At 32.9% G+C, this 12,759-nt stretch carries 14 protein-coding genes; 10 read left to right on the forward strand and 4 right to left on the reverse strand.

Annotated features, from left to right (window positions below; translation table 11 throughout):
- Positions 1 to 17: 17 nt before the first annotated feature.
- The 6 genes from rlmN (at position 18) to dnaG (ending at position 6,719) form a co-directional block, all read left to right on the forward strand.
- The gene (gene rlmN, locus OJ995_RS03395) at positions 18 to 1,058 is read left to right on the forward strand and encodes a dual-specificity RNA methyltransferase RlmN (protein ID WP_264368155.1); all 1,041 of its coding nucleotides are present in this window, start codon (positions 18 to 20) and stop codon (positions 1,056 to 1,058) included.
- Between the two features lie 79 nt (positions 1,059 to 1,137).
- Positions 1,138 to 2,118, forward strand: a complete 981-nt coding sequence (locus tag OJ995_RS03400) for a polyprenyl synthetase family protein (protein WP_264368156.1) — start codon at positions 1,138 to 1,140, stop codon at positions 2,116 to 2,118.
- Between the two features lie 99 nt (positions 2,119 to 2,217).
- Positions 2,218 to 2,787, forward strand: a complete 570-nt coding sequence (locus tag OJ995_RS03405; RefSeq protein WP_264368157.1) for an RNA polymerase sigma factor — start codon at positions 2,218 to 2,220, stop codon at positions 2,785 to 2,787.
- Entirely contained in the window at positions 2,774 to 3,457 is a 684-nt protein-coding gene (locus OJ995_RS03410) for a hypothetical protein (RefSeq protein WP_264368158.1), read from the forward strand. Before OJ995_RS03405 ends, OJ995_RS03410 begins: the two co-directional genes overlap by 14 nt.
- A gap of 34 nt (positions 3,458 to 3,491) precedes the next feature.
- On the forward strand, positions 3,492 to 4,607 hold the full coding sequence (locus OJ995_RS03415) for a hypothetical protein (protein WP_264368159.1): 1,116 nt from the start codon (positions 3,492 to 3,494) through the stop codon (positions 4,605 to 4,607).
- Between the two features lie 135 nt (positions 4,608 to 4,742).
- Positions 4,743 to 6,719 (forward strand): DNA primase, encoded by a 1,977-nt coding sequence (gene dnaG / locus OJ995_RS03420; RefSeq protein ID WP_264368160.1) that lies wholly within the window; start codon positions 4,743 to 4,745, stop codon positions 6,717 to 6,719.
- Here dnaG and OJ995_RS03425 read toward each other — a convergent pair.
- Positions 6,716 to 7,345 carry a response regulator transcription factor gene (locus OJ995_RS03425; protein ID WP_133608203.1) on the reverse strand — a complete coding sequence of 210 codons (630 nt, stop codon included), beginning with the start codon at positions 7,343 to 7,345 and terminating at the stop codon, positions 6,716 to 6,718. The genes dnaG and OJ995_RS03425 overlap by 4 nt on opposite strands.
- 83 nt (positions 7,346 to 7,428) lie before the next feature.
- Positions 7,429 to 8,232 (reverse strand): NAD(+) synthase, encoded by an 804-nt coding sequence (gene nadE, locus OJ995_RS03430; protein WP_264368161.1) that lies wholly within the window; start codon positions 8,230 to 8,232, stop codon positions 7,429 to 7,431.
- 81 nt (positions 8,233 to 8,313) lie between these two features.
- On the opposite strand from nadE, the gene gldB reads away from it, so the two are divergent.
- A complete protein-coding gene (gldB, locus tag OJ995_RS03435) occupies positions 8,314 to 9,276 on the forward strand; it encodes a gliding motility lipoprotein GldB (protein ID WP_264368162.1) in 963 nt (320 codons plus the stop codon).
- Positions 9,277 to 9,278: 2 nt separating this feature from the next.
- Positions 9,279 to 9,605: a gliding motility protein GldC gene (gene gldC, locus OJ995_RS03440; protein ID WP_133608197.1), complete on the forward strand. Its 327-nt coding sequence runs from the start codon at positions 9,279 to 9,281 to the stop codon at positions 9,603 to 9,605.
- Positions 9,606 to 9,656: 51 nt separating this feature from the next.
- On the opposite strand, the gene yihA is transcribed toward gldC, so the two are convergent.
- Together yihA and OJ995_RS03450 are read right to left on the reverse strand one after the other, a co-directional pair.
- Entirely contained in the window at positions 9,657 to 10,277 is a 621-nt protein-coding gene (gene yihA, locus OJ995_RS03445) for a ribosome biogenesis GTP-binding protein YihA/YsxC (protein ID WP_194093230.1), read from the reverse strand.
- Between the two features lie 36 nt (positions 10,278 to 10,313).
- On the reverse strand, positions 10,314 to 11,069 hold the full coding sequence (locus OJ995_RS03450) for an alpha/beta fold hydrolase (RefSeq protein ID WP_284698660.1): 756 nt from the start codon (positions 11,067 to 11,069) through the stop codon (positions 10,314 to 10,316).
- A gap of 333 nt (positions 11,070 to 11,402) precedes the next feature.
- Between OJ995_RS03450 and mraZ the strand changes: the two genes are divergently transcribed.
- Together mraZ and rsmH are read left to right on the forward strand one after the other, a co-directional pair.
- Complete coding sequence (gene mraZ, locus OJ995_RS03455) at positions 11,403 to 11,873, forward strand: division/cell wall cluster transcriptional repressor MraZ (protein WP_264368164.1); 471 nt, start codon at positions 11,403 to 11,405, stop codon at positions 11,871 to 11,873.
- Positions 11,848 to 12,756: a 16S rRNA (cytosine(1402)-N(4))-methyltransferase RsmH gene (gene rsmH / locus OJ995_RS03460; protein ID WP_264368165.1), complete on the forward strand. Its 909-nt coding sequence runs from the start codon at positions 11,848 to 11,850 to the stop codon at positions 12,754 to 12,756. Before mraZ ends, rsmH begins: the two co-directional genes overlap by 26 nt.
- Positions 12,757 to 12,759: the final 3 nt, after the last annotated feature.

Consider the following 12,759-nt stretch of genomic DNA (forward strand, 5'->3'; position numbering starts at 1 on the left):
TAACCTAACTTTGCACCATGCAAATCGAGAAAAAAGACATACGAGCACTTTCAAAAGAACAATTGCGCAACTTTTTTGTTTCTAACGGAGACAAAGCGTTTCGTGGTAACCAAGTATATGAATGGTTATGGCAAAAACGTGCGCATACTTTTGAAGATATGACCAATGTTTCTAAAGAAACGCGTTCTATGTTAGAAGCTAATTTTGTAATAAATCATATTAAAGTTGATACTTTACAACGTAGTGAAGATGGAACCGTTAAGAATGCCGTTCGTTTGCATGACGATTTAATTGTAGAATCGGTTTTAATTCCTACCGAAACTCGAACTACCGCTTGTGTTTCTTCGCAAGTGGGTTGTAGTTTAGATTGTAATTTTTGTGCAACCGCTCGATTAAAACGCATGCGTAACTTGGAACCAGGAGAAATCTACGACCAAGTTGCCGCAATTGATAACGAAAGCCGTTTGTATTATGACCGACCGCTATCAAACATCGTTTTTATGGGAATGGGTGAGCCTTTGATGAATTATCCAAACGTAATGAAAGCGATTGATATGATTACGTCTACCGAAGGTTTAGGGATGTCGCCAAAACGTATCACAGTTTCTACATCTGGAATTCCTAAAATGATTAAGAAAATGGCGGATGATGAGGTGAAATTCAAATTAGCTGTTTCATTACATTCAGCTGTGGAGGAAATTCGTAACGAAATCATGCCATTTACTAAAAACTTTCCTTTAACCGATTTACGTGAAAGTTTAGAATATTGGTACAGAAAGACAAAAAGCAAAGTTACATACGAATATGTAGTTTGGAAAGGAATCAACGATGATAAAAAATCAATTGATGCTTTGGTGAAATTTTGCAAATATGTACCATGTAAAGTGAATTTGATTGAATATAATCCAATTGATGACGGCATGTTTCAACAAGCCTCGGAAGAAGCTACTAATGCTTATATCGCTGCTTTAGCAAAAAGTAATATTGTAGCAAAAGTAAGAAGAAGTCGCGGTAAAGATATTGATGCGGCTTGCGGACAGTTAGCGAATAAATCATAATTTATTTTTGTCATTCTGAATCTGTTTCAGAATCTAAATTTTTGCCTTTATCAATTGTTTTCGTACTTTTGATACCTCAATGAAAATAACCGAACAAATAAAGCTACCTATCGCAAATGAAATGGAACTCTTTGAAGAGAAGTTTCGCGATTCCATGTCTTCAAAAGTAGCTTTATTAAACAGAATCACACATTACATAGTAAATCGAAAGGGAAAACAAATGCGACCAATGTTTGTTTTCTTAACCGCTAAAATGGTTTCGGGTGGTTCCATTAACGAACGAACGTATCGTGGTGCTTCGGTTATCGAATTAATTCACACCGCCACTTTAGTTCATGATGACGTAGTTGATGATAGTAACAAACGTCGTGGGTTTTTCTCTTTAAACGCACTTTGGAAAAACAAAATTGCTGTTTTAGTAGGGGATTATTTACTTTCAAAAGGTTTATTGCTTTCCATTGATAATAACGATTTCGATTTATTAAAAATCATTTCAGTCGCAGTTCGCGAAATGAGTGAAGGCGAATTACTTCAAATTGAAAAAGCTCGAAGATTAGATATTACAGAAGATATTTATTACGAAATCATCCGACAAAAAACCGCTACTTTAATTGCCGCTTGTTGTTCGCTTGGTGCTTGTTCTGTTGCTCCAGATGATAAAGATGTGGTCGAGAAAATGCGAAAATTCGGAGAACTTATCGGAATGGCGTTCCAAATCAAAGACGATTTATTCGATTACACTGATGATGCTATAGGAAAACCAACAGGAATTGATATCAAAGAACAAAAAATGACATTGCCTTTGATTTATGCATTGAATAATTGTTCGCCTAAAGAAAAAAGTTGGGTAATCAATTCGGTAAAAAACTATAATAAAGACAAAAAGCGTGTAAAAGAAGTTATCCAATTTGTAAAAGACAAAAACGGGTTAACTTACGCCGAAGAAAAAATGGTGCAATTTCAACAAGAAGCACTTTCGTTATTACAAGATTTCCCAACATCTACTTATAAAGATTCCCTTGTTTTAATGGTAAATTACGTTATTGAAAGAAAAAAATAATTTTTTTTCTCATTTCATACAACCATTTTAAATTCATTCTCGTCTATGTAATAAGAAGCGAGATTCTGAATTCTATTTTCTGAATTCTAATTTTTAAAAATGAAAGTAATTCAATTACATCAAGAAGAAAAACAACTCATTATGTTGGCTGTCGAAAACAATCGACAAGCACAACAGCAGATTTATGCTAAGTTTTCTTCCAAAATGTTAAGCGTGTGTCGCCAATATATAAAAGACATTCACCACGCAGAGGATGTAATGATTACCGGATTTATGAAAGTGTTTACCAATCTGAAAAATTTTGAACACAAAGGTAGTTTTGAAGGTTGGATTCGAAGAATTATGATTTATGAATGTATCGATTTTATTCGGGTGAAAAAGAATAATTTCAATCACCAAGATATTGATGATGTTACGGTAAGCGAGAATGAATCGGTGTATGAAATGGAAGTTTTTTCAGTAGATGACATTCAAAATATGATTGACAATTTGCCCGATGGTTATAAAATGGTGTTTAATTTATATGCGATTGAAGGTTACAAACATCAGGAAATAGCCGAAATGCTCAAAATAAGTGAAGGAACATCAAAATCGCAATTATCACACGCCCGAAAGTTATTGCAACAACAAATCACCGACTTAAAAAACAAATTAAATGGAACCAAATAAAATAGATAATCAAATAAGAGAAAAGCTGAATGCTAGAGAGATTCAGCCGTCTGCTCAAGCTTGGGACCGATTAGATGCGATGCTTGCGGTTTCGGAAGAAAAAAAGTCAAAGAAAGGTTACGGATGGTTTTTTGTAGCCGCGTCTACGATACTTTTTTTCGGATTGGGGTTTTTCCTTTTCAATTCAAACGAAACAAAGGAAATTAATAATTCAAATCCGATTGTAACAACAATTAACGAAGTGATGGATTCAACCGAAGTAAATAAAATAAATCAAATTTCAGTTGAAAAAGAGCAACCCGTTTTAGTTCAGAATGAAGAAAATTATTCAAAAACTGTAAGAAATAAAAAATCAGAAGAAAGAAAGGAATTGATAAAAGAGGAGAATTTAACTAAAGATAATTCATCATCCATCATCCATCATCCAACACCCAATACCTACAAATACGTTTCGCCTGAAAATTTATTAGCTGAAGTTCAAACAGGAGAAAAAGTAATTACATCGGATAAAAAAATAAGTCCAAAAGCTAAAATGAAAGTAGATGCTAATTCTTTACTAACAAACGTTGAAAAAGAATTAGACGAAAATCACCGAGAAACTACTTTAGATAAATTAAATAGAAAGTTTAAAGATGCTAAATCAGCTTTAGCGAATAGAAATTACGAATAAACAAAAATCATCATTAATCAAAAATCAAACAGTCATGCAAAAAATTATTTTGTACACAATCGTTATTGTCTTTAGTTTAGTAACTAAAGCAGTTGCGCAGGAAAAAACATTTGAACAGCAAGCTAAGGAAATCGCTTCAAATATTGAAATGATTACAACTGAAGAGAAAAATGCTTTAAAAAAAGAAGTTGAAGCTATCGATGTACAAGTTAAAGAAGGTAAAATTACAGCTGAAAATGCACAAGAGTTAAAATTAAAAATTGCCGAAGAACGTGCCAAAAACATCGAAACAAAAGTAGCTATTGAAGAAGCAAAATTAGCACAATTAGTACAAGACAAAGTAGATGGAAAAATAACAGATTCAGGAGAAGAATCAAGAAGAGGCGGGACAACCATTATTTTAGGAGGTAATAATAATGATTCTATAGGTAAAAATAAAACCGAAATCAATTTTGGTTCAATGAAAATATACAATGGTGAAAAAGACAAAGCTGAAAGAAGATCAAAAAGAACTACATCACAATTTGTTTTTGCCTTTGGTTTAAATAATGTGATTACTGATGGAGAAAATTTAGAAGATTCAGATTATAGAGTTTGGGGTTCGCATTTTTACGAATGGGGAGTTACGTATAATTCAAGAATTTTCAAAAACAACAACTTGCTTCATGCGAAATACGGACTTTCTTTAATGTATAACAATCTTCGTCCAACTGATAATCGTTATTTCGTTAAAAATGGTGATCAAACAGATTTAGTTACATCAACTGTAAAATTAGATGATTCTCGTTTTAGAAATGTGTATTTAACAGCGCCTTTGCATTTGGAATTCGATTTTACGCCAAAGAAACTTTCAAAAGATGGAACTAAAACCTATTTCAGAACACACGAGACGGTTCGTTTAGGAATTGGGGGTTATGGAGGTGTTCGTATCAAATCAAAACAAATCTTAGAATACGAATTAGACGACATTAAAATAAAAGAAAAACAAAAAGGAGATTTCAATGTTTCTGAATTTACATACGGGTTGAGCGCATATGTAGGATATGGACAAACCAGTCTATATGTTAAATATGATTTAAATCCGATGTTCAAGAACAATAATATAGATCAAAATAACGTTTCATTAGGATTACGCTTTGATTTTAATTAGATTTAGGGTTAAGTTAAGTTCTCTGTTTAAAAAAGCACTTCAGACATATGAAGTGCTTTTTTGTTTTTATAAGTTTTTTTGTAGATTAACTTTACAACTTTGTATCTTTGAGACTTTCCAAAGTAAAATAGCAATTTGATATCAAAAGACACCATAGAAAAAGTATTTGAAACCGCCCGAGTTGAGGAGGTTATTGGTGATTTTGTACAACTCAAACGTGCAGGAAGTAATTTGAAAGGATTAAGTCCGTTTGTAAATGAGAAATCGCCTTCTTTTATGGTGTCGCCTGTGAAGCAAATTTGGAAAGATTTCTCCTCAGGAAAAGGCGGAAATGCAGTGACTTTCTTAATGGAACACGAACATTTTACGTATCCAGAAGCTATCAAATATTTAGCAGTAAAATACAATATTGAGATTGAAGAAACGGTTCAAACCGATGAAGATGTAGCGCAAGCCAACGAAAAGGAAAGTATGTATTTGGTTTCTGAATTCGCACAGAAATACTTCCATCATACTTTATTAGAAACCGAAGAAGGAAAAGCTATCGGATTGTCTTATTTTAAAGAACGCGGTTTTACTTCCGATACGATTAAAAAATTCGGGTTAGGATATTCGCCAGAAACTTGGGATGCTTTTACCAAAGAAGCGCTCGGGAAAGGTTATAAATTAGAATATTTAGACAAAACCGGACTTTCCATTGTTAAGGAAGACAAGCAATTCGACCGATTCAAAGGTCGTGTGATGTTCCCGATTCAGAGTATGAGTGGGCGTGTTTTGGGTTTTGGTGGTCGTATTTTGACCAATGATAAAAAAGCAGCAAAATACTTGAATTCGCCGGAAAGTGATATTTACCACAAGAGTAAAGTTTTATACGGAATTTTCCACGCGAAGCAATCCATCGCTAAGTTGAATAATTGTTATTTGGTGGAAGGGTATACCGATGTTATCCAAATGAATCAGGCCGGAATTGAAAATGTTGTGGCTTCATCTGGAACAGCTTTAACACCTGATCAAATTCGTTTAATTAATCGCTTAACGCCAAATATTACCGTGCTTTTTGATGGTGACGCAGCCGGGCTTCGTGCTTCGATTCGTGGAATTGATTTGATTTTGGAAGCTGGAATGAACGTGAAAGTTTGTACGTTTCCAGATGGAGATGACCCAGATAGTTTTGCTCGAAAAACGTCTTATGAAGATTTATTGCACTATTTCGAAGAAAATGCTAAAGATTTCATTCAGTTCAAAGCGTCTTTATTGATGCAAGAAGCCAAGAATGATCCCATCAAGAAAGCAGATTTAATCCGCGATATGGTCATCAGTATTTCAAAAATTCCAGACCGAATCAAACGTGAAGTATATATTAAGGAATGTTCTAGAATTATGGATATTTCCGAAGATGTGCTTTTTAATACGTTAGCGCAATTAGTCAAAAAGGATTTATCGGAAGCTAATAAACAATACAAGGAGGAACAAAAAGCTTTTGAAGTTGTTAAGAATGATATTTCGCAGCCTACGGCTAAAGTTGATATTCAGTACGAATTAGAACATAAAATCATCCAAATTTTATTGTTGTACGGAGATAAAGAAGACACCTTTGAAGATACTATTTTAGCTCAAAATGAAGATGGTGAAATGGTTGAAGTTAAGGAGCAAAATAAATATAAAGTATACCAACGTATTTATCTGAGTTTGCAAGAAGATGAGGTAGAATTGGCTAATCCGGTTTTCAAAGCAATTTATAACCATTTGATTGCTTACTATAATGAAAATGAAGCTTTTGAATTGGATAAATATTTGATGCATCTTCCAGAAGAATTAGCGCAAGAAGTTACGACAGTTCTTATGAATGAAGAACGCGAAGTGTTACATAACTGGGAAGTACAGCAAATTTATGTAAAACAGAAAGAAGCCACCATAAGCCAATACGTAACCGAAACGATTATCACATTGCGCTGGTATTTGGTCAATAATATTATCGACGATTTGAAAAATAATGTTTCAAACGAAGAGCAATCTGATAATTCAGAAACATTAGAAATGGTAATGGCTTACTTGGGGCTTACGCATATTTTTTCTAAAAGCTTAGGTAGAGTTTTATCCAGATACAACTAAATTACGTCTAAATCTTTCGCTTTTTTCAATAAATCTACAAGGTTGGTTACATTTAATTTGGCTAACAAACGCAACTTATATGTGCTGATTGTTTTTTCATCCAAACCTAAAATTTGAGCTACTTCTTTGTTTTTCTTACCATCGTTTAGGTAACGAAGTACTTCAATTTCTCTAGTAGATAATTTTTTGAACAAGCGTTCCGATTTTTTTCCTTTACTCAGCATTTCTATGCTTTTCTTAACGGTTTCACTGAAAACAACTTTTCCTTCCGATACTTTTGCAATTGTAGCTTCTAGTTCTTTTAAATCACTTCGTTTAGAAACATAGGCCGAAACACCAGCTTTAATAGCTGTTGGCGCATACATTTGTTCGGAAACGTTAGTAAAAAGTACAATTTTAGTTTCGGGAAAATCTTTCAATAAACTTTTTATATCTCTTATGCTAGATAAACCTTCTAATTCAACATCAAGAAGGAGGATGTCACAGCGTTTATTATTTAAAACATTAAGTAATGATTCTAAATTTTTAGCTGATGCTACAATTTCCATTCTGGTGTTACCTTGAAAATACGATTGTAATCCTTGGGATACAACGGGTAAACTATCTGCGATACATATTTTAATCATAACTAAAAAATTACATTATTCATAATATACTCTCAAAGTTACTAAAAAAAAATGTAATTACTTGTTAATTATAGATATAAAAATTAAAAATTTTTAGGAATTTTACAAATTGGTATAGGATTCATTTTATGCTGATTGATGGTGTTTAATCTTTTGTATATTGAAAAAACATGTGCTTCTCTTCCTGAAAAATCTTCAACTGTTTTACCGTTTTCCATTTGAGTCATGGCCCATTCTAATTCATCATAATTAGCTCCAATCTGATCTTCATCGCTTCTATCATCACCAAACAAACCATCTGTTGGTTTTGCTTTTAAGATGCTTTCTGGAACTTCTAAATGTTCAGCCAATAATCTTACTTCACTTTTCACTAAATCTGCAATAGGACTAATATCAACGCCACCGTCGCCATATTTTGTAAAAAAACCTACGCCAAAATCCTCAACTTTATTTCCAGTTCCAGCTACTAATAATCCGTGAATTCCAGCAAAATAATACAAAGTGGTCATGCGTAAACGAGCACGTGTATTAGCTAATGATAAATTCAAAACGGCTTCATTTTCTGATGAAGGAACTTGATTTTTAAATGTTTCAAAAATGGGAGTCAAATCGGCTCTTTCATTAAAAACATTTGGGAAACGTTTTTTTAATTGGTCAATATGTTCGTTAGCTCTATTCACATGACTTTCCGCTTGATGTATTGGCATTTCCACACATAATGTAGGTAAACCTGTTTGAGCACAAAGCGTTGAGGTTAATGCGCTATCAATTCCGCCCGAGATTCCCACAACAAAACCCTTAACTTTTGCGTTAGTAGCATAATCGAGTAACCATTTTACAATATGTTGGTTGATTTTTTCGGCTTGGAACGTGGTAGAATTTGTCATTTTTTTATGAAAATTTATTAGTCGATAACTGTATATTTGCAAACCAAATTAGTTTTGATAAAAATATAAAAAATACGCTATATGAAGCAATTATTATTTGTCCTTGTTGCGATTACTTTATTTTCATGTAAAGATGATAGTAAGGTGGAAGAAGCGGTAGCTAAAATTCCAATTGAATTTAAAGTTGAACGTTTTGATCAAATCTTTTATCAATCAAAACCAGAGGATTTAAATAAGATTAAAGCGCAATATCCTTTCTTTTTTCCAGCAGGAAACCCAGATTCTATTTGGGTAAACAAACTACAGAATCCGCTATTGAAAGAATTGTACAAAGAAGTGCAAATGAAATATCCAACTTTAGGTCCTGTTGAAGCGGATATGGAAAAAATGTTTGCTTACGTACAATATTATTTCCCAAAATATAAAACACCTCGTGTTATTACTTTAATTAGTGAAGTGGATACTGAAGCCAAAGCGTTTTATGTAGATAGTTTAGCTCTAGTTTCTTTGGATTGTTACTTAGGAAAAGACCATCGTTTTTATGTTGATTTTCCAGAATATAAGAAAGCAGAATTAGAAGAAAATCAAATCTTGCCTAATTTAGTTTCGACTTTTTGTTATGGAAAAATTGCACCTCCAACTGATAGAACATTGCTTTCTGCTATGATTTATTATGGAAAAGAACTGTATGTAAAAGACAAATTGATTCCTTTTTATTCTGATGCAGTAAAAATTGGTTATACTGAAACTCAGTTGCAATTTTGTCAAGCAAACGAATATTACATGTGGAGTAATCTAGTCGAAAATAAATTATTATTTGATTCCAATCCAAAAAACGAATTACGATTCATTAAACCAGCTCCTTTTTCAAAATTCTATTTAGAAATCGATAATCAAACACCAGGAAGAGTGGGGCAATGGTTAGGCTGGCAAATCGTAAGAAGCTACATGGAAAACCACGAAGAAGTAACTTTACAAGAATTATTAGCGATGGATGCTAAAACCATCTTCGACAATTCAAAATACAAACCAAAGAAGCAATAAATATGAAAACATCAGATATAAAAATCACCGTAGGTTTAGACGAAAATAACGTTCCTGATAAATTGTTATGGACAGCGCAAGATGGCGGAATTGAGCAAGAAGAAGCTAAAGCGTTGTTGTTATCAGTTTGGGATAGCAAAGCAAAAGAAACGCTTCGTATAGATTTATGGACAAAAGATATGCCAGTAGACGAAATGAAACAATTCTTCCATCAAACATTAGTAGCAATGGCAGATACTTTTCAACGCGCTACTGCCGATGAAAAAATGTCGGATACCATGCGCGATTTCTGTGATTATTTCGCCGAAAAAATGGATTTAAAAGCATAATAAAAAAGCCACTAACGATTAATTAGTGGCTTTTTTATTTGGTATCTGTTTTTAAACAAATCCATTATCTTTAAAAATATCTTCATTAATTTGATTGATGTATTCTAAAATTCCTTCTCTACCTATAGCTTCTAATGATGAGGTAACAAAATAAGGAGGCATTTCAGCCCAATCACCAGCTAACAATTGTTTCTTATAAGCTTCCACATGATTGTTGACTTTATTTTTTCCTAATTTATCTGATTTGGTAAAAATAATCGCAAACGGAATTTCGCTTTCGCCTAAATATTCCATGAATTCCAAATCAATTTTTTGAGCCTCTAATCGAATGTCAATTAAAACAAAGGCGCAAACTAATTGTTCTCTTTGCTCAAAATAATCCATAATAAATTGTTGGAAAACGGCTTTAGTTTTCTTAGAAACTCTTGCATAACCATAACCTGGTAAATCCACTAAAAACCAATTGTTATTGATTTTAAAGTGATTGATTAACTGTGTTTTTCCTGGTTTTGACGATGTTTTGGCCAAATTTTTATGGTTCGTCAACATGTTAATCAAAGATGATTTTCCTACATTGGAACGACCAATAAAAGCGTATTCAGGTAAGCGGTCTTTCGGACACTTATCTACTTCTGAATTACTAATTACGAATTCGGCGGTATTAATTTTCATATGCTATAAAATAAAATTCCCCAAAAAGGGGAACTATTATAAATTCTTCTTTTGTAACCAATCAAACAAAATTTGATTGAATGCTTCTGGATGCTCCATCATGGCAGCGTGCCCACATTTGTCAATCCAAAATAACTCCGAATTTGGTAATAATTTATCAAACTCTTCTGCAACATTTGGTGGTGTTACTTTATCATTTCTTCCCCAAATAATACATGTTGGTGTTGTCATTTTTGGCAAATCTTTTGCCATGTTATGACGGATAGCACTCTTTGCAATGGTTAAGGTTTTAATCAATTTGATTCTATCGTTAACTGTTGCAAAAACTTCATCAACAATTTCTTTAGTTGCTATTTCGGGATTGTAAAATACGTCTTCAGCTTTCTTTTTGATGTATTCATAATCGCCGCGTTTTGGGTAACTTTCACCCATTCCGCTTTCATACAAACCTGAACTTCCAGTAATTACTAATGCTTTTACAAGTTCTGGATACATTTTAGTAAAATATAATCCAATGTGCCCGCCTAACGAGTTCCCAACAAGAATTACTTGGTCAAATCCTTTATGAACAACAAAGTCTTTAACAAATTTTGAAAAGGCTTTAACGTTAGTTTTTAATATATTTTGCGTGTAAATAGGCAATTCAGGAATCACCACTTTGTATCCTTTAGGAGGAAAAAAATTAGCTACACCATCAAAATTACTAAGTCCGCCCATTAAACCATGAAGTATGATTATTGGGGTTCCTTCGCCAGCTTCAAAATAGGTGTATTTTTTTTCTTTTTTTAACATAAATTCCACTTAAGGTATTAGTTCTAATGATTGACAAATATACTATTTTATTAAAGAATGAAAAGAAAAATTTAACAGAGTTGTTTTTAAACTTTTACGGCTTGTAAAATGTTAGTTATCAACAATTTTAATAGTTTTTACTAAAAAAGGATAAAATATTGGATTTTCATTTTTCTACATGAATTCTTCTTAATTCTTGATTTTGCAAATATTCTTTTGTTAAAAGTGGTAAAGTAGCTTTTGAAATCTAAAAACTTATTAACAAAGTGGTAGTTTGTGGTAAAAAGTGGTAAAATTTTTCTAAATTTGTCCTTATTCTAATCGAAATAAAAATTGAAAACACTAATCGGAACATACGAATGTAAAGTAGATGCCAAAGGAAGGCTTATGCTGCCTACGTCGCTAAAGAAACAATTGGGTTCTTTAGAGGATGGTTTCGTGTTGAAACGTTCGGTTTTTCAGCCTTGTTTGGAGTTGTTTCCAATGAGTGAATGGAATAAAATGATGTTGAAAATCAATAAACTAAATCGTTTCAATAAAAAGAATGACGATTTTATTAGAAGATTTACAGCAGGAGTTAAAATGATAGAGATTGATGCAACAGGGCGACTTTTAATTCCGAAAGATTTAGTGGTTTTTGCTCAAATTGATAAAGATATTGTGCTGAATTCAGCGATTAATATCATCGAAATTTGGGATAAAGATAAATACGAAAATGCGATTGAAAACGCTGTTGGTGATTTCGCAGATTTGGCAGAAGAAGTAATGGGTAATTTTAATGACGACGAAGATGGAATATCATAATCCAGTATTGTTAAAAGAAACAGTTGATGGATTGAATATTCGTCCTGATGGTGTGTATGTGGATGTTACTTTTGGTGGTGGCGGGCATTCGAGAGAAATTATGAGTCGTTTAGGTGAAAACGGAAAACTATTCGCTTTTGACCAAGATTTAGATGCTTTGAAAAACGCTATTGATGACGAGCGATTTACTTTAATCAATGAAAATTTCAGATTCATAAAACGTTTTTTACGTTTCCATGGAATCAAGCAAGTAGATGGGATTTTAGCTGATTTAGGAGTTTCATCTCACCAATTTGATGTGGCAGAAAGAGGTTTTTCAACCCGTTTTGATGCGGAATTGGATATGCGAATGAATCAAAAAGGTGACATCAGTGCTTATCATGTTGTTAATGAATATGATGAGCAAGATATTGCAAGAGTTTTGTTTGATTACGGCGAATTAAAAAATGCAAGAGCTATGGCAAACGTAATTGTAACAGCTCGAAAAGATAAAGAAATTAAGAATTCTGACGAATTAAAAAAGGTGCTGGCTAAGTTTTTACCAGGACATAAAAGCAATAAAATTTTAGCCCAAATATACCAAGCCATCCGAATTGAAGTGAATCAAGAAATGGATGTGTTAAAAGAATTCTTAGAGCAATCCTTAGAAATTCTAAAACCAGGCGGAAGATTGAGTGTTATCTCATATCACTCATTAGAAGATAGATTGGTAAAACGTTTTGTAAAAAACGGCATGTTTGAAGGAGAACCAGAACGTGATTTCTTCGGAAATTTTGAAGTTCCTTTTAAAACTATCGAAAAACTAATCGTCCCATCAGAAGAAGAAATTGCAATCAACAATAGAGCAAGAAGCGCAAAATTAAGAGTAGCGGAAAAAATTTAAAAA

The sequence above is a fragment of the Flavobacterium lacisediminis genome (assembly GCF_025909975.1).
Classification (GTDB): domain Bacteria; phylum Bacteroidota; class Bacteroidia; order Flavobacteriales; family Flavobacteriaceae; genus Flavobacterium; species Flavobacterium lacisediminis.